This is a genomic window from Kineococcus anabasis, from assembly GCF_054590795.1.
Genome location: NZ_BAAIHU010000009.1, coordinates 477,780 through 494,817 on the forward strand (window position 1 = coordinate 477,780; position 17,038 = coordinate 494,817).

Genomic DNA, 17,038 nt, shown 5'->3' on the forward strand with positions numbered 1-17,038 from the left:
CGGGTCGGGTTCGGTGGCGGGTCGGGTTCGGTGGTGCGGGGGTGCTGCGGGGGTGCGGTGGTGCGGGGTCCTCAGGAGGTGGCGCCGGCGGGTGTGCGCTGCCGGGTGCGGCGGGAGAGGGTGGTCCGGGCGAGCAGGTAGGCGCCGACCCCGGCCGCGGCGAGCAGGCCGACGGCGGTGGGGTTGAGGTTGCGCGCGACCTGGGAGCCGAAGAGGGCGCCGAGGGCGAGCAGCAGGCCGACCTTGGGGACGGTGAACAGGACGTTCCAGGCGAGGAAGCGCAGGTACCCGGTCCCGGAGAGCCCCGCGGTGATCATCACGGGGACCGCGGCGACGTCGACGACCTTCGCGCCGAGCAGGACGCCGGGCAGGTTGTGCCCGACGCGGGCCTCCACCTCCCGGCGGCGGGTCTCCGTGAGCCCGAGCCGCAGGAGGAGCTCGCGCGCCCGGCCCTGCCGCCCGAAGCGGCCCAGGGCGAAGAACGCGGAGTCGGAGGTGAGGTCCGCGACGAGGGTGAGCACCGCCGCCCACGGCAGGGCGATCGCGCCGGCGGTCACGAGCGAGCCGGCCAGGACCGTGGCGAGCGGCCCCTCGACCAGCACCAGCGGGAACAGCAGCAGGTGCGGTGCGGCGAGGGCCCACCCCCACACGACCTCGGTGATCACGACGCCGGGGCGGGGTCGGGCACCAGGACGACCTTGCCGGCGACGGTCCTCGACTCCGCGAGCTCCAGGGCGCGCCCGGCCTGCGACAGGGGGATCCGCGCGGCGACCTGGGGCTTCAGGGTGCCGTCGGCGAGGAGGGCGAACACCCTGCCGAGGTCCTCGGCGAGGCGGGCGCGGAACGTGGCGGCGTTCTTCTTCCCGGCCCAGATGTTGTAGAAGTGCGCGCGCCTGCCGTTGGGCAGGGCGTTCCACAGCAGCAGCCGGCCGAAGAGCTTCAGCACGGGCAGCATGGCGTTGCCGGCCTGGTCGCGGGTGGAGGCGGTGCCGTAGGCGACGAGGGTGCCGCCGCGGCGCAGCAGCTTCCAGGAGGCGACGATGCCGGGGCCGCCGACGTGGTCGAAGACGGCGTCGACGCCCTCGGGGGCGAGCTCGCGGACGCGGGCGGGGACGTCGGGGTCGGCGTAGTCGACGGGTTCGGCGCCGAGGGCGCGCAGGGTGTCGTGGTGGCGCGGGGAGGCGGTGCCGATGACGCGGGCCCCGGCGGCGCGGGCGAGCTGGACGAGGGTGGAGCCGACCCCGCCGTTGGCGCCGAGGACGAGGACGGTCTGCCCGGCCCGGACGCGGGCGGTGCGGTGGAGCATCTGGCGGGCGGTGATGCCGTTGACCACGACGGTCTCGGCCTCGGCGGGGTCGAGGCCGTCGGGGACGGGCACGAGGTCGTCGGCGTCGAGGAGGACGGCGCTGGACCAGGCGCCGGTCTTGGTGAGGGCGGCGACGCGCCGGCCGGTGAGGCCGCGGTGCACCCCCGGGCCGACGGCGGTGACGGTGCCGACGAGGTCGTAGCCGGGGACGAAGGGGAAGGGCGGCTGGTCGAAGTACTTCCCGCGCCGCATCTGCTGCTCGGCGAAGGACACGCCGCTGGCCTCGACGGCGACGAGGACCTGCCCGGGGGCGGGTGCGGGCAGGCGGGTGCGCCTGACCTGCAGCCCGTCGGGGGCGACGACGCCGGGCAGGACGATCTCGGTGGCCTCGGTGGTGGTGGTCCGGGAGGTGGTGGCGAGGGTGCCGCTCATGGTCGCGCTCCTTGGTGAGTGTTTGGTCAGTCATCGGCCGGGAGCGGAGGGGGGCCGCAAGGTGCGGTCGCCCGCACCCTGCGGCCCGGATGTATGTGATTACACAGTCACAAGTGGGTCGCGTCAATCCCCCACCCGCTCCTCGCGACCGACGACATCCCTCCCCCCACCCTCCGTCGCAGCCGTAGGGTGCGCGCATCCGGCGGAGGGCGGAGCGATGCACGACGGCAGCGGGCACGACGGCAGCGGGCGCGACACGCGCCTGGGACGGGACCGCTACGAGGCCCTGGTCATCGGCACCGGCTTCGGCGGGGCCGTGGCCGCCTGCCGCCTCGCCCAGGCCGGCGTCGACGTGGGCGTCGTCGAGCGCGGCCGCCGCTGGCGCCCCGGCGACTTCCCCCGGGACCTGTCCCGGCTCGACGACGGCTGGCTGTGGCTCTGCGACCACGGCCTCTACGAGGCCCGCCCGCTCGAGGACATCCTCGCCGTGTGCGCCGCCGGCTACGGGGGCGGCTCCCTCGTCTACGCCAACGTGGCGATGCGCCCCCCGGCGCCCGTCTTCGACGCCGCCTGGCCCGCGGGGTACACCCGCGAGGCCCTCGACCCCTACTACGACCTCGTGGCCACGATGCTGGGCCTCTCCCCCGTCCCCGCGGACCCGCGCACCGGGGAGCTGCCGCCCAAGACCCGCGCGGCCAGGCTCGCCGCCGAGCGCCTCGGGCACGCCGACGGGTTCTTCCGCCCCAACCTCGCGGTGACGTTCGGCGACCCGGGCACCCCCGTGGTCAACGCCTTCGGCCGCACCCAGACCGGCTGCTCCTTCTGCGGGCAGTGCGACATCGGCTGCAACACCGGTTCGAAGAACACCCTGGACCTGAACTACCTCGCCGCCGCGGAGGACGCCGGCGCGGACGTGGGCACCCTGACCCGGGCCGTGCACCTCACCCGCACCGCCGACGGCTACCGCGTGCGCCTGCGCGAGACGGGCCGCGGCGCCGACGGCCGGCGCAGCCGCGAGGGCGTCGAGCGGGACGTCGAGGCGCGCTCGGTGTTCGTGTGCGCCGGGGCGCTGGGCAGCACGGAACTGCTGCTGCGCAGCCGCGACCAGTACCGGACGCTGCCGGACCTGCCCGCCGCGCTGGGCCTGGGCTACTCCGGCAACGGCGACTTCCTGGGCCTGGGGCACGGCACGCGCGATCCGGTCGAGCCGTCCGCCGGGCCGACGATCACCACCGCCGCCGTCCTGCGCGCGCAGGGCGTCGGCCGCGACCAGTGGTTCGTGCTGGAGGAGGGCGGCTACTCCGAGCACCTGGCGCGCCTGGTGCGCGCGCTGCACGTCTCCCGCCTGCCCGCCCGGGTCGCGGAGCGGGTGGGCGCGGGGCTGCAGGGGCTGCTGCGGGAGACGCGGGGGCTCGGGGCCCTCCTGGACGAGGACCGCGCGCACACCGCCGTGCTGCTGGTGATGGGCCGGGACCGCGCCGACGGCCGGATCGAGCTCACCGGGCGCAGGCACCGGCTCCGGGTGCGCTGGGACGTCACCCGCAACGACCCCCTGTACGCCGCGGAACAGGTGGCGTGTGCGGACGTCGTGCGGGAGCTGGGCGGCACGCCCGGTACCAGCCCGACGTGGCGGCTGTTCCGCCAGCCCCTCACGGTGCACAACCTCGGCGGCTGCCGGATGTCCGACGACCCGGCCACCGGGGTCACCGACGCCGGCGGGCAGGTGCACGGCCACCCGGGCCTGTACGTGCTCGACGGCGCGGTGCTGCCCGGCGCCACGGGCGCGAACCCGTCGATGACGATCGCCGCGGTCGCCGAGCGCTGCATCGAGCGCGCGGTGCGGGAGCTGACGGGGGACCCCGCGTGGCGGGCACCCGAGCACGCCCGGACCCGGCACGTGCGCCCGCCGGAGGACGTGGCCGTGCGGGCGGTCGCCGCACGCCCGGCGGCACGCCCGGCGCCGGGCGGCGGGGTGGCCTTCCGCGAGCGGATGCGCGGGCACGTCGTCCCCCGCGGGGAGGACACCGCGCCCACCCCGCGGGCGGTGGAGTTCCGCCTGCGGGTCACCGTCGAGGACCTGCGGATCTTCCTGGCCGACCCCGTCCACGCCGCCCGGCTGGAGGGTGCGGTGCACGTGGCGGGTCTCACCGCCTCGCCGGCGCGCGCGGAGGGGACCCTGCACCTGCTGGCCCCGACGGGCACGGGCCGGGCGAGGACCATGCGCTACCTGCTGCGCTTCCCCGACGACGAGGGGCGGGAGTGGTCGCTGCAGGGGCGCAAGGACGTGTGGCGCCGGCGCGGCTCCGGGCCGTGGCGGGCGACGACCCGCCTGCACGTGGGCCTGGCGCCGACCGGGGAGGCCTACGAGGAGGCCGTCCCGACGGGGACGATGTCGCTGTCGGCGTGGGAGGTGGGGCGGATGCTCGGCACCATGCGCCCGACCGCGCCGCAGGGGGCGGTCCGCGGTGGCGCGGGCACCCTCGGGCGCTTCGCCGGGTTCTTCCTGCGCGAGTGCGCCGGCGCCCTGCTGCTGCCGGGGCGCTGAGGCACCCTCCGCCGGGCCGCCGGGATCCGGCATTGACCGCCCGGCCTTGTTAGTGTTCACTCAGTCACATGACACCGCAGCCCTCCTCCAGATCGACCGCAGAGGCGCAGCGCGCCCGGGTCGTCGCCAGCGCCGTGCGGGTCTTCGCCCGCACCGGCTACCACGCCACCCCGGTCACCGACGTCGCCACCGACGCCGGGATCTCCCCCGCCTACGTCTTCCGGCTCTTCCCCGGCAAGCTCGCCCTCTTCGTCGCCGCCGTCGACCACTGCTACGCGATCATCGCCGGGGCCGTCACCGAGGGGGCGCGGCGCGCACCGGGCGGCTTCCCCGAGCAGCGGCTCGCCGCCATGGCGGACGCCTACGCCGAGCTCATCGCCGACGGGGACCTGCTGATGTTCCAGGTGCACGCCCAGAGCGCCTCGGACGTGCCCGAGGTCCGCGAGGCCGTGCGGCGGGGCCTGGCCGGCCTGGTCACCGCCGCCCGGGAGGCCTCCGGGGCCGACGAGGGCGCCGTGCAGCGCTTCGTCGCCTACGGGCAGCTGTGCCACCTCATCGTCACCGCCGGTCTGGACGGCCTCGACACCTCCTGGGCCCGCACCCTCACCGCCGGGATGCGGCACCTGCGCGCAGCCTGACCCCCCCACCGGCCGCCACGGGCGGCCTTCTTCCGGCCCCACCAAGTGACTGTCCAGTCAATAACGATGATTCGAGGAGACTCCCGTGAGCACCACCACCCGCCCCGCCCCCGCCGCCACGATCGGCGGCGCCCCCGCCGCCACCCGCCTGGCCACCGTCGCCCTGGTGGCCCTCGCCGCGGAGAACCTCGCCGCGTACCTCCTGCTCGCCGGCCAGCCCAACCCCGGCATGGCCGCCGCCTCCGTCCTCCCCCTCGCCGCCGCGGCGGCCGTGCACACCCGCAGGCGCTGGGCCCCGCTCCTCGCGCTCGCCGCCACCGCCGTCCTCCTCGGCCTGCGGGTGGTCGAGCTGTCCTTCGACCTCGTGCGCCCCGGCTCCCCCGCACCCTTCGCCCTGGCCGCGCTCCAGCTGCTCACCGCCGGCGTCGCCGTGACCTCCTCCGTCGTCCTGCTCACCGCCTCGCGCCGCCGCGCCTGGCAGGGCTCCCCCGGTGCGGCGCTGCTGTCCACCACCGGGCTCGCCGTCGCCGCCGCCACGGGCCTCGGCCTCGTGGTGCTCTCCCCGCAGGGCGAGGACACCGGAACCCTCACCGGCGCCCAGATCCAGGCCCTGCCCACCGTCTCGATGCAGAACTACCGCTTCGAGGCCGCCCAGCTGCGCGCCGGCGACACCGGCCCCGTCGCCTTCCGGTTCACCAACCCCACCGACGACAGCCACAGCTTCGCGATCGAGGAGCTCGGCCTCGACGTGGAGGTGCCCAGCGGCCGCGAGCGCGTCGTCGTCCTCGACGCACCCCCCGGGGAGTACGTCTTCCACTGCTCCGTGAGCGACCACCGCGAGGACGGCATGGAGGGACGCCTCGTGGTCACCGGGACCGGCACCGCACCGGCCACCGCACCGGCCACCGCACCGGCCACCGCACCCGCCACCGCCGTCGCCGCGGCGCACGCCCCGGGCCACTCCCATGGCTGAGCACGCCGCTGCCCGCGCCCTGCCCTCCCGCCGGTCGTTCCTGACCGGCGGGGTGGGCCTGGCCGCCACCGGCGCCCTGGGGTGGTGGGGCGCCACGAGCCTGCTGCCCGGCCTGCCCACCGACGGCCCGCCGCTGCCCGAGCCGCCCGTCCTGCCCCTGGTGCGCCACCCCGGCGGCGTCCTCGGCGGCGAGCTCACCGCCGCCGCCACCGCCACCGGCCTGGCGTACGACGGCTCCAGCCCCGGCCCGCTGCTCAGGTTCCGCGAGGGCGAGAAGGTGCGGCTCGCCTTCCACAACGGCACCGGCGTCGACAGCACCCTCCACCTGCACGGCCTGCCCCTCACCCCCGCCCAGGACGCCCCCCTGGCCCACCTCGGCCCCGGCGGCTCCGATGTGCGCGAGTTCGAGCTCACCCCCGGCAGCGCGGGCACCTACTGGTACCACCCCCACGCCCACGGCGACGTCGAGCGGCAGATCCTCGCCGGCCTCGCCGGGCCCGTCGTCGTCACCGGCCCCCTCGACGAGCTGCCCGGGCTGCGGGAGGCCGACGACCGGCTCCTCGCCCTCACCCGCGCCGGGGCCGACGTCCGGGTCAACGGCGCCCTGCACCCCCGCATCACCGCCCGCGCCGGCCGGGTGCGGCTGCGGCTGCTCAACGCCACCGCCGGCGACCACCTCCTGGTCGGCGTGACGCGCGGGCGCGACCGCGTCCCCGTGCACCTCGTCGCCACCGACGCCGGGCTCGTCGAGCGGCCCGTGCGGCTGCGCGAGGTGCTGCTCGCGCCCGGTGAGCGCGCCGAGGTGCTCGTGGAGACCACCGAGCAGGGCCTGCTCGGCGTGCGGGCCCTGCCGTACTCCGTCTACGGCCCCGGCGGGGAGCGCGGCGCCGAGCGCACCCTCGCGGTCCTCGACGTCCCCGCGGGCCTGCGCCCGGTGCCCCTGCCGGCCGCGCTGCGGCCCGTGGAGCGGCTCGACCCGGCGGGCGCCGCGCGCACCCGCCGGATCGTGCTGGACGCCGACGGCCGGGGCGGCTACACCGTCGACGGGCGCGCCTTCGACGTGCACGCCGCCCACGCCGGGCACGCCGACCTCACCGCCCGCCTCGGCACCCTGGAGGTGTGGGAGGTCGTCAACGCCCACGGCACCGACCACCCCTTCCACCTGCACAGCTACCCCGTGCAGGTGCTCGACCGCGACGGGGTGCCGGAGCCGTACCGGGCGTGGCGGGACACCGTCAACGTCCCCGCGCGCTCCGCGGTCCGCCTCGCCGTGCCCTTCCGCGGGGCACCGGGGCGCACGGTGTACCACTGCCACATCGCCTCCCACGAGGACCTCGGCATGATGGGCGTGCTCGAGGTCACCGCGTGAGCGGGGACGGGCCGGGAGCTCAGGCGGCCAGGGCCGGCGCGGCGGCGCGCAGGACCTCCGCGAGCGTGGTGGCGGGCCTGCCCAGCAGGTCGGCCAGGTCCGTGCGGTCGGTGTCCAGCGCTCCTGCCGCGACGGCCTGCTCGGCCGCCGCCCGCGCACGCGCGGTGTGCTCGTCCACGCCGCCGCGGACCAGGTGCGCGACGAGCCCGGCGGTGCTCACCGCCCGGTAGCGCACCGGCACACCGGTCAGGGCGCCGACCGCCCGCGCGAGCGCCGCGTACGTGAACGGCGCACCGGCCAGCTCGTACACCGCCCCCGCGTGAGCGTCCTGCACCAGGACCGCCGCGGCGGCCCCGGCGAGGTCGGCCCGCGCGGCGGGCGCGACCCTGGCGGCACCGACGGCCGCGACGACCTCCCGCGCCGCCACGAACTCCGGCAGCCGGTCGGTGTACTCCTCGGTGCACCAGCCGGTGCGCAGCACCGTGGACGGGATGCCGGACGTGCGCAGCAGCCGCTCGGTGACGCGGTGCTCCGCCGCCGCCGGCAGCGGGCTGCTCGGCGCGTGCAGCAGCGACGTGTACGCGATCCCGCCGACCCCCACCGCCCGCGCCGCCCGGATGACGTTGGCGTGGTGCGCCACGCGCTGCCACGGGTCGGGGCTGCACACCAGCAGCAGCCGGTCGACACCCGCCAGGGCGTCGCGCAGGAAGGCGGGCAGGCGGTAGTCCCCCTCCCGGACCTGCACGCCCAGCGCCGCGAGGGCACCGGCCCGCGCCGGGTAGCGCACCACCGCGACGACGTCGCCGGGATCCACCCCCCGCTCGAGCAGGGCGTCGACGACGAGACGTCCGAGGCGTCCGCCGGCTGCGGTGACGGCGTAGGTGGTCACGGTTCCTCCCGGTGGTGCTGACGCGGTGCGCGTCCCACCGTGCCCGCCGCCGCTCCCCCCGGACAGCCCACCGGGGTGCTCACGCATGACCGCGGGTGCTCGCCGCGCCCCCCGGCGGGCAGGGGCGGACAGGACCGGGCAGCCGCGGCACCTGCCGCCCGGCCCCGCCGCGCGCCACCGTGGGACCAGACGACGAGCGCCCGGAGGACCGCGTGACGAGCACCCGGGGAGCGCGCCACGGGGACGGCCCCCTGCAGCGGCGCCTCCAGCAGGCCCGCACCCGCACCTTCGTCGGGCGGGAGGAGGAGTTCCTGCTCCTCGTCGACGCCCTGCACCAGCGGCGGGCGCTTCCCACCGTCCTGTACGTGCACGGCCCCGGCGGCATCGGCAAGACGACCCTGCTGGGCCAGCTCGCCGCGGCGGCGCGGTTCCTGGGCCGCGCCGTCGTGGAGGTCGACGCCGCGGCCGCCGGGGCCTGCAGCGGGGCGCCCGCCGGCCGCTGCCTCCCCCTCCTGGCCGGCCCCGGCACGGTGCTGCTGGTGGACTCCCTGGAGCACGCGCCGCCGCTGGAGGGGTGGCTGCGCCGGCACCTGCTCGCGCACCTGGCCCCCGGGACCCTCGTCGCCGTCGCCGGCCGGCACCCACCCGCCGCGGACTGGCTGGTCGACCCGGCCTGGCGGGACGTGCTGCGCGTGGTCCCGCTCGGCCCGCTCGCCCCGGCGGAGGCGGAGGAGCTGCTGGAGCTGCTGGGCGTCGAGCCCGGCCGCCGGGCGGCGCTCACCGGGTTCAGCGGCGGCAGCCCCCTCGCGCTCGCGCTCACCGCGGCGCTCGCCGGCACCGGCGGGGACGGCGGCGCGCTGTGGGCCCCGCCGCCACCGGTGCGGCAGGCGCTGCTGTCGAAGCTGGTGGGCGAGGTGCCCACCGCCGCGCACCGCCACGCCCTGGAGGTGGCGGCGCAGGCCTGGGTCACCACCGAGGACCTGCTGCGCAGCGCCCTGCCGCGGGAGGGTGCCGCCGAGCTGTTCGCGTGGCTGCGCAGCCAGCCGTACGTCGAGGCCGACGGGCACGGGATCGTCCCCCACCACGCCGTGCGGGAGGCGCTGGCCGCGGACCTGCGCTGGCGGGACCGGCAGACGCACGAGGCGGTGCGGGCGCGGCTCGGGGTGGCCGCCCTGGAGCGGGTGCGGAGCGCGGCACCGGAGGACGCGCCGCGGCGCGCCGCCGAGGTCCTCTTCCTGCACCGGGCCGAGGGGCGCACGTCCGACTTCCACTCCTGGGAGGAGCACGCGGACCTGCGGGACGATCCGCTGCTGGCGGCGGACCACGCGGCGGTGCTGCGGCTGGCGGAGGCCGCCGAGGGCCCGGCTTCCGCGGACGTCGCCCGCTACTGGCTCGGCCGCCACCCGCAGGGCTTCCGGGTGTTCCGCCGGCACGGCGCCGAGGAGCCGGTGGCGTTCACGGCCCTGCTGCACCTGGAGGCCCCCACGGCCGAGGACCTGGCCGCGGACCCGGTGGTGGCGGCGGCGTGGGAGAACCTGGGCGCGGCCCTGGGCCCCGGCGAGCGGCTCGGCATCACCCGTTTCCAGGTCCACCCGGAGACGTACCAGCTCCCCTCGCCGGTGCTCGACCTCGTGCAGCGGCGCAGCATGGCGGAGGTGTTCCGCGACGCCCGGCTGGCGTGCTGGGTGGTCGTCGTCGCGGACGGGGACCTGTGGAGCCCGCTGCTGACGCGGTGGCGGTTCGGGCCGCTGGCGGTGACCGCGGTGGGCGCCCGCGCGTTCTCCCTCTTCGCCCACGACTGGCGCACCGAGCCCGTCGAGCGGTGGCTGGGGCTGCCCGTGGCGGAGGGGTGAGCGGAGGGGTGCGGGCCCGCCCGTCAGCCGGCGCGTCCCAGGGCGTCGCGCAGCTCCGCGCGGCTGGTGATCCCCAGCTTGGGGAAGAGCCGGTACAGGTGGGCACCGACCGTGCGGTGCGAGAGGAACAGCCGGTCGGCGATGTCCTTGTTGCTCAGGCCCTGCGCCGCGAGGTCGGCGATCTGCCGCTCCTGCTCGGTCAGCGCCACGCCCGGTGCGTCCCCCGTCCGCCGCACGGACACGCCGGAGGCGCGCAGCTCGGTGCGGGCGCGGTCCGCCCAGGCACCCGCCCCCGCGGCCTCGAACGCGGCCAGCGCCTCGTGCAGCTGCTCGCGGGCGTCGGTGGCGCGGCGGCGGCGGCGCAGCCACTCCCCGTACACCAGGCGGGTGCGGGCGTGCTCCAGCGGCCACTCCCGCGCGCCCGGCCCCGCCAGGGAGCGCTCGAAGTGCTCCTGCGCGTCGGCGTCGGTGGCGACCAGGGCGCGGGCCCGTGCCAGCAGGGCGTCCAGCCGGGCGGAGCCGAAGGACGCGGCCTCCTCCTCCACCGCGGCCAGCAGCTCCCCGGCCTCGGCCGGCTCCCCGCTCCGCACGGTCGCCTCCACCAGGTCCGCGGCCGACCAGGAGACGGTGAACGTGTGCCCCCGCGCGACGCCCAGCGCCGCCCGGGCGTCCTGGTACCTGCCCTCGGACAGGGCCGCCAGGCCGGACGCCCACCCGATCTCCGCCCCGGTGAGGAACCGGGGGAGGGAGTCGGTGAGCTCGCGGGCGCGGGCGAGCGCCGCGGTCCCCGCCGCGGTGTCCCCCCGCCAGGCGTGCACGCGCGCGCTGGTGGCCAGGCCGATGCCCTCCAGGCCGCTCACCCCGACGTCGCGGCCCAGGCGGGCGGCGTGCTCGGCGCAGGCGAGCGCCTGCCGGAGGTCCCCGGCGGCGAGGTGCCCGCGGGCCAGGCCGGGCAGGGCGGTGGACAGGTCCGTGGCGGCTCCGCTGCGCTCGTAGGCGTCCGCCGCGGCCGCGCAGGCACGCCGGGCCAGGGGCAGGTCGCGCAGCGCCTCCGCAGCCGAGGCGATCCCCAGGGTGAAGCTGGCCAGGGCGCGGTGCTGCACGGCCGGCAGGCCGGGGGCCCCCAGGGCCTGCAGCACCGGCTGGGCCACCGTGCACAGCGCCGGCACCAGCGCCCGCGCGTGCCGTGCGGGCGCCAGGACGGCGAGCGCGAGGACCCGCCGCGGCGAGTCCGGGGGCAGGTCCAGCGCGAGCAGCTCCTGCTCCATGTCGGCGACGACGTCGGCCGGCAGCCGCTCGGCGTGCAGCAGGGAGGACGCCGCCGCGACGAGCAGGTGCGCGGCCTGCTCGGCCGGCAGCGACCGGGAGACCGTCAGCAGGTGCGCGGCGCTGCCGCGGCTGGGCACCCCGGCGAGCACCCGCAGCAGGGCGCAGGTGGTGGCCAGCTCGACCAGCACGGCCGGTTCCCCGGCGATGCCCCAGGCCTCGTCGGCCAGCGCGCCCGCCCAGGTGGTGCGCCCCGCGACCCGGGCGGCCTCCGCCGCCAGGGCCAGGCGCCGGGCCCGGTCGGGCTCTGCGGGGCTCAGCTCCGCCGCCCGCGCGGCCGCGTCCGCCGCGGCGCTGAACGCCCCGCGCGCGAACCGGCGACCGGCCGCGGCCTCCAGCCCGGCCGCCACGTCCTCGTCCGCCCCGAGGGCCGCCGCGGCGCGGTGCCAGGCCGCCCGGTCGGCGTCCCCGGCCAGCGCCCCGGCCAGCGCCAGGTGTGCCTCGCGGCGCTCGGCGAGGGTCGCGGCGCCGTAGACGGCCGAGCGGACCAGGGGGTGGCGGAACTCCACCCGCCCGCCGACGCGGACCAGCCCGGCGGTCACCGCGGGGTCCAGGTCGCCGAGGTCACCGCCGTACGCGGCCGCGACGGCGTCCAGCTCGGCCGGGTGCCCGTCGTCGCTGGCCGCCGCGGCCAGCAGGAGGCGGCGGCAGGCTGCGGGCAGGTCGCCGGCGCGGGCGGCGAAGGTCCGCTCCAGCACCTCGGTCTGCGGCAGCCGCACGGGCAGCGGGGCGCCGGCCTGCGCTGCGGGCAGCGCCCGCGGCAGCTCCAGCAGGGCCAGCGGGTTGCCCGCGGCCTCGGCCAGCACCCGCTCGCGCACGGGGGCGGGCAGCCGCGCACCGCCGCGGTCCAGCAGCCGGCGGGCGGAGTCCTCGTCGAGCCCGCCCAGGGTCGTCTCCGGCAGGCCGAAACGCCGGAACGGCTGGTCCTCCCCGGTGCGGCAGGTCGCGACCATCAGCACGGGGGTGGCGGCGAGGCGGCGGGCGGCGAAGCCCAGGTGCTGCACGCTCGCGGCGTCCAGCCAGTGCGCGTCCTCCACGACGAGCAGGACGGGCCGCTCACCGGCGAGCTCCTCCAGGAGCCCGAGGACGGCCAGGGAGACGAGGAGCCGGTCGGCGGGGTCGTCCCCGCCGAGCCCGAGGACGCTGCGCAGCGCCGCGGCCTGCCGCGGCGGCAGGGCCGGCAGGTGCGGCAGGGCCTCGGCCACCAGCTCGTGCAGGCCCGCGAACCCCGCGCCGGTCTCGCCCTGCACCCCGGCACACGTCAGGACGCGGAACCCGCGAGCGCGCGCGATGTCCGCGAGGGCGGCGACGAGAGTGCTCTTGCCGACCCCGGCCTCACCGAGGATGATGATTGCGTCACCTGACGTAGTGACCCGGTCCAGCATGGCCGCGAGCCGGGTCAGCTCCGCACGCCGCCCGAGCACCGCCTCCGCCGCGACGTCCACGTCGGTCATGGACCGCATGGTGACAGAGGTGCCTGCGACAGCGCAGTCATCCGACTCATGCCCGCACGGCGCCCGCCGGGCAGCATGACGGCATGGACCACGCTGTCGGCACCGTCGCTGGTCCCCGGCCCCCCGCTCCCGGGGGAGGACCCGCCGCCGGGCTGGCCGGCAGGGTCCGCGCCGCCCGCGCCGCCGCCTTCGTCGGGCGCCGCGCCGAGCAGGCGCTGTTCGAGGCGGTCCTGCGCGGCGGTCCGCAGGCCCCATCGGTGCTCTACGTGCACGGCCCGGCCGGGATCGGCAAGTCCTCGCTCCTGCAGGCGCTCGCCGAGCGGGCGCGGCAGGCCGGCCGGCCCGTCGCCGAGGTCGACGGCCGGGCGCTGGGCTCCTCCCGGGAACCGCTGGTCGCGGCGGTGGCCGCCGTCCGGGCCCGCCCCGGCACGGTGCTGGTGGTGGACGCGCTGGAGGGTGCGCCCGGCGCCGGGGCGCTGCTGCGCGAGGTCCTGCTGCCGCACCTGCCGGACGACGCCGTCGCGGTGCTGGCGGGTCGCGCCGCCCCGGAGGTGGAGTGGCTCGTCGACCCCGGCTGGTCGCGGGTGCTGCGGGTGGTGGAGCCGGCGGAGCTGTCCGGCGCGGAGCGGGACGCGCTCCTCGACGTGCACGGGGTGGCCCCGCGGTTGCGGCCCGCCCTCGTGCGGTTCGCCGGGGGCAACCCCCTGGTGCTGTCGATGGCGGCGGCGGCGGCACGGGCCGACGCCGGCCCCGGCGTGGACCCGGCGGCGTCCTGGGTGCCGCCCGCGGCGCTCGTGCGGGCGGTGCTGGCGCAGGTCGTCGGGGACCTGCCCTCCCCCGCGCACCGCCGGGCGCTGGAGACCGCGGCCCTGCTGCGCACCACGACGGAGGACCTGCTGCGGGAGGTCTGCGGGCCCGGGGAGGCCGCCGCGCTGTTCGCCTGGCTGCGGGAGCTGCCGTCCGTGACGGCCACGGGACGGGGGTTGCGGCCGCGGGCGTTCCTGCGCTCGGCCCTGGCCCGGGACCTGGCCTGGCGGGCACCCGAGGCGCACCACGAGCTGCGCACCCGGCTGACGGAGGCGCTGGCGCGGCGCGTCCGCGAGGCCCCCGCCGCGCAGGCGCTGCACCACGCCGGGGACCTGCTCTTCCTGCAGCGGGGCACGGAGGGCGGCGGGGACGACGACGCCGGGGACGACGGCGGCGGGGACGACGGCGGGGACCTGGAGGAGGCGCTGCGGGAGGACGAGCGCGCCGCGCTGCGCTCCCTGGTGGCGGACGTGACCGGCGACGCGGACGCCGCAGCCGCACAGCACTGGGTGGAGCGCTGCCCGGGCGCCTTCCGGGTCCACCGGCGCGGAGCCGACGGCCGCCCCGTCGCCGTCTCCTGCCTGCTGCACCTGCCCGCGGGCGGGCGGGTGCCCGCGGCGGACCGCGCGGCCGCCGCGGCGGTGGCCCACGCCGGGCCCGGGGACGACGTGGCCCTGTCCCGCGCGTGGGCGCACCCGCGGGACGCGGCCGCGCGCCGTGCGGCGCACGCCGCCGCCCTCGCCCGCGTCTGCCGCGCGCCCGGGCCGGCGCGCGGCTTCGTGCTGCTGCCCGAGGAGGACGCGGATCCGGGTGCGGTGCGGCGGACGGGCAACCGCGTCGACCTCGGCGGGTCCCCGCACGTCCTGCTCCCCCGCGACCGGCTCGCGGGGCCGACACCGGAGCAGCCCGCCCCCGCGGAGCCGGACACGGCGGGGTCGGACACGACGGGGTCGACGGAGCCGGACACGGCGGTCGGGGACGCGGCGGCGGGGGCGACCGCGGTCGCCGCGCCACCGGGGCCGCTGTCCGCCGGGGAGTTCGACGAGGCGGTGCGCGCGGCCCTGCGGGCGTGGCACGAGCCCCGGGCCCTCGCCGGCAGCCCGCTGCTGCGCACGGGCCTGGCGGCCGGCGGCACGGGCGCGCAGGCCGTGGAGTCGCTGCGGGCCGCGATCCGCGACGCGGTCGCCGCGCTGCGCACCGACGTCGCCGGCGTGCGTGCCCACGACGCGGTGGAGGCGACCTACCTGGCCGGCACTCCCACGCAGGAGTCGGCCGCACGCCGTCTGGGGATCCCTTTCAGCACCTACCGGCGGCACCTGCGCAACGGCCTCGAGGGCATCTGCGCGGACCTGCGCCGCAGGGCCTGAGCACCGGGTCCGGGACGTCCCGGCGCGGGATGAGCAGCGGTGGGCACCACTGGTCACAGCCCACCGGCCGCAGGAGGTGGAGCCGGTGCCACCGGCGGCGCATCCTGCTCGGACCCCCCGGACGGTTCCCCCGCCCGGCGGCCTCCGGAAGGGAGCGCCATGACCACGACAGAGCCGGTTCCCGCCCCGCGGTACCGGGCCTCCGCGCCGACGCCGTCCCCGGCGGGGGACACCGTCACCGAACCGGTCGGGCCGCCGGGTGCGGCCCCGGTGCTCACCGTCGTGCGGCCCCGCCACGCGCGTGGGCGGCTGCCGGTCGTCGTCTACACGCCCGGGAGCCCGGGCGCGGCCGTTCCCGGCGCGGCTCCGGCGGGGCCGGGCAGGGTGGTGCACGACCTGGCGCTGGACACCGGTGCCGCGGTGGTCGTCGTCGGGTACACCGCCGCGCCGGAGGACGCGTACCCCGTGGCCCTGCAGCAGGTGCGGGCGGCGACGACGTGGGTCCGGCGGCACGGGCCGGCCCGGGACCTGGACGGCGCCCGCCTGGCCGTGGCCGGGGACTCGGTGGGCGCCGGCATGACGGCCGCGGTGAGCCTGCTCGGGCTGCGCTGCGCGGACGCCCCTCCCCTGGCGCAGGTCCTGCTCTGCCCCGTCACCGCGGCCTTCGGACCCGACTCCTACGCGGCGTTCGAGCACGGCTACCACCTCGTCGACGGCGGCCGCTCCTGGGAGTGGGGCGGGCAGGTGCGCCCGGAGGCGGAGATCCCCGTCTCCGTGCGGCAGGCGGCCCCGGAGGACGTGGCGGCGCTGCCCGCCACCCTCGTCGTCACCGCCGGGGACGACCCGTTGCGGCACGAGGGCGAGGAGTACGCCGCCGCGCTGGGGCGGGCGGGGGCGCTGGTGACGGCGGTGCGCTACCAGGGCGTGCCGCACGGCTTCGTGACCCGCCCGGGGCTGTGCGACTCCCCCGCGGCGCGGGCGGCGGTCGCCCAGGCGGCCCGCCACCTGCGGGAGGTCCTGCACCCCTGGGGGTGAGCACCCGGAGGCGGGGGGACGGGGCGCCCGGTGCGACGATGGCGCCGATGCCTCCCCGCACCACCGCCCGCACCGGCACCCCACCCGGCACCCCACCCGGCACCGGCACCGACGCCGCCACCGCCGCGCTGCACGGCACGCTGCTGGCCTGGTACCGCGACAACGCCCGCGACCTGCCCTGGCGGCACCCGGGCTGCCCACCGTGGTGGGTGCTCGTCTCGGAGGTGATGCTCCAGCAGACCCCGGTGGTGCGGGTCCTGCCGCGCTGGCAGGAGTGGGTGGAGCGCTGGCCCGAGCCGGCGGACCTGGCCGCCGCCCCCGCGGGCGAGGCGGTCCGCGCGTGGCGCTCCCTCGGCTACCCCCGCAGGGCGCTGCGCCTGCACGAGGCCGCCGCCGCGATCGTGGAGCGCCACGGGGGCCGCGTGCCCGAGGACCACGCCGAGCTGCTGGCGCTGCCGGGGATCGGCTCCTACACCGCCGCGGCCGTCGCGGCGTTCGCCTTCCGGCAGCGTCACGCCGTCGTGGACACCAACGTCCGCCGGGTGCTGGCGCGTGCCGTCACGGGCGCCGCGCAGCCCGCGCCGTCCCTGTCCGCCGCGGAGGTGCGGCTGGCGGCGTCGCTGCTGCCGCAGGACCCGGACACGTCGGCGACGTGGGGGGTGGCCGTCATGGAGCTGGGGGCGCTGGTCTGCACGGCGCGCTCGCCGCGCTGCCCGGCGTGCCCCCTGGCGGGCCGCTGCGCGTGGCGGCTGGCGGGCAGCCCGCCCGACGACGGCCCGCCGCGCAGGGTGCAGCGCTGGGCGGGCACCGACCGGCAGGTGCGCGGCAGGCTGCTGGCGGTGCTGCGGGAGGCGGACGGGCCGGTGCCGGTGGAGGCGCTGGAGGCGGCGTGGACGCTGGACGCCGCGCAGCGGGCCCGCTGCCTGGACGGCCTGGTGGCCGACGGGCTCGTCGAGCCGCTGGCCGACGGCCGCTTCGCCCTGCCCGGCACCTGAGCCCTCCCGGCGCCCGAGCCCTCCCGGCACCTGAGCCCGTGCCGCCCCG

12 protein-coding genes are annotated in these 17,038 nt (G+C 78.7%); 8 read left to right on the plus strand and 4 right to left on the minus strand.

Annotated features, from left to right (window positions below):
- Positions 1-71: 71 nt before the first annotated feature.
- A complete protein-coding gene (locus tag ACYQBY_RS16800) occupies positions 72-665 on the minus strand; it encodes a DedA family protein (protein ID WP_459645006.1) in 594 nt (197 codons plus the stop codon).
- Positions 662-1,738, minus strand: coding sequence for a medium chain dehydrogenase/reductase family protein (locus ACYQBY_RS16805; RefSeq protein WP_459645007.1), 1,077 nt, complete (start codon positions 1,736-1,738; stop codon positions 662-664). The genes ACYQBY_RS16800 and ACYQBY_RS16805 overlap by 4 nt, the downstream gene beginning before the upstream one ends.
- Positions 1,739-1,955: 217 nt before the next feature.
- Here ACYQBY_RS16805 and ACYQBY_RS16810 point away from each other — a divergent pair, with 217 nt between their 5' ends.
- The 4 genes from ACYQBY_RS16810 (at position 1,956) to ACYQBY_RS16825 (ending at position 7,263) form a co-directional block, all read left to right on the plus strand.
- Positions 1,956-4,283, plus strand: coding sequence for a GMC oxidoreductase (locus tag ACYQBY_RS16810; protein WP_459645008.1), 2,328 nt, complete (start codon positions 1,956-1,958; stop codon positions 4,281-4,283).
- 68 nt (positions 4,284-4,351) lie between these two features.
- The gene (locus ACYQBY_RS16815; protein WP_459645009.1) at positions 4,352-4,921 is read left to right on the plus strand and encodes a TetR/AcrR family transcriptional regulator; all 570 of its coding nucleotides are present in this window, start codon (positions 4,352-4,354) and stop codon (positions 4,919-4,921) included.
- A gap of 85 nt (positions 4,922-5,006) precedes the next feature.
- Positions 5,007-5,894 (plus strand): cupredoxin domain-containing protein, encoded by an 888-nt coding sequence (locus ACYQBY_RS16820; RefSeq protein WP_459645010.1) that lies wholly within the window; start codon positions 5,007-5,009, stop codon positions 5,892-5,894.
- Positions 5,887-7,263: a multicopper oxidase family protein gene (locus ACYQBY_RS16825; RefSeq protein ID WP_459645011.1), complete on the plus strand. Its 1,377-nt coding sequence runs from the start codon at positions 5,887-5,889 to the stop codon at positions 7,261-7,263. Before ACYQBY_RS16820 ends, ACYQBY_RS16825 begins: the two co-directional genes overlap by 8 nt.
- Before the next feature lie 19 nt (positions 7,264-7,282).
- Here the strand turns inward: ACYQBY_RS16825 and ACYQBY_RS16830 are convergent, their stop codons facing one another.
- Positions 7,283-8,152 (minus strand): NAD(P)H-binding protein, encoded by an 870-nt coding sequence (locus ACYQBY_RS16830; RefSeq protein WP_459645012.1) that lies wholly within the window; start codon positions 8,150-8,152, stop codon positions 7,283-7,285.
- Between the two features lie 212 nt (positions 8,153-8,364).
- On the opposite strand from ACYQBY_RS16830, the gene ACYQBY_RS16835 reads away from it, so the two are divergent.
- A complete protein-coding gene (locus ACYQBY_RS16835; protein WP_459645013.1) occupies positions 8,365-10,005 on the plus strand; it encodes an AAA family ATPase in 1,641 nt (546 codons plus the stop codon).
- A 23-nt stretch (positions 10,006-10,028) separates the two neighbouring features.
- On the opposite strand, the gene ACYQBY_RS16840 is transcribed toward ACYQBY_RS16835, so the two are convergent.
- The gene (locus ACYQBY_RS16840; protein ID WP_459645014.1) at positions 10,029-12,785 is read right to left on the minus strand and encodes a helix-turn-helix transcriptional regulator; all 2,757 of its coding nucleotides are present in this window, start codon (positions 12,783-12,785) and stop codon (positions 10,029-10,031) included.
- An 83-nt stretch (positions 12,786-12,868) separates the two neighbouring features.
- Here ACYQBY_RS16840 and ACYQBY_RS16845 point away from each other — a divergent pair, with 83 nt between their 5' ends.
- From ACYQBY_RS16845 to ACYQBY_RS16855, 3 genes are all read left to right on the plus strand, one after another.
- Complete coding sequence (locus ACYQBY_RS16845; RefSeq protein ID WP_459645015.1) at positions 12,869-14,959, plus strand: AAA family ATPase; 2,091 nt, start codon at positions 12,869-12,871, stop codon at positions 14,957-14,959.
- Positions 14,960-15,118: 159 nt separating this feature from the next.
- Positions 15,119-15,994, plus strand: a complete 876-nt coding sequence (locus ACYQBY_RS16850) for an alpha/beta hydrolase fold domain-containing protein (RefSeq protein WP_459645016.1) — start codon at positions 15,119-15,121, stop codon at positions 15,992-15,994.
- A gap of 47 nt (positions 15,995-16,041) precedes the next feature.
- Positions 16,042-16,989: an HhH-GPD family protein gene (locus ACYQBY_RS16855; RefSeq protein WP_459645017.1), complete on the plus strand. Its 948-nt coding sequence runs from the start codon at positions 16,042-16,044 to the stop codon at positions 16,987-16,989.
- The last annotated feature ends 49 nt before the right edge of the window (positions 16,990-17,038 follow it).

Bases quoted from the DNA above. Each gene is read 5' to 3' on its own strand.
- ACYQBY_RS16805 (WP_459645007.1), bottom strand. From the start codon at position 1,738: ATGAGCGGCACCCTCGCCACCACCTCCCGGACCACCACCACCGAGGCC.
- ACYQBY_RS16810 (WP_459645008.1), top strand. From the start codon at position 1,956: ATGCACGACGGCAGCGGGCACGACGGCAGCGGGCGCGACACGCGCCTG.
- ACYQBY_RS16815 (WP_459645009.1), top strand. From the start codon at position 4,352: ATGACACCGCAGCCCTCCTCCAGATCGACCGCAGAGGCGCAGCGCGCC.
- ACYQBY_RS16825 (WP_459645011.1), top strand. From the start codon at position 5,887: ATGGCTGAGCACGCCGCTGCCCGCGCCCTGCCCTCCCGCCGGTCGTTC.
- ACYQBY_RS16840 (WP_459645014.1), bottom strand. From the start codon at position 12,785: ATGACCGACGTGGACGTCGCGGCGGAGGCGGTGCTCGGGCGGCGTGCG.
- ACYQBY_RS16845 (WP_459645015.1), top strand. From the start codon at position 12,869: ATGGACCACGCTGTCGGCACCGTCGCTGGTCCCCGGCCCCCCGCTCCC.
- ACYQBY_RS16850 (WP_459645016.1), top strand. From the start codon at position 15,119: ATGACCACGACAGAGCCGGTTCCCGCCCCGCGGTACCGGGCCTCCGCG.
- ACYQBY_RS16855 (WP_459645017.1), top strand. From the start codon at position 16,042: ATGCCTCCCCGCACCACCGCCCGCACCGGCACCCCACCCGGCACCCCA.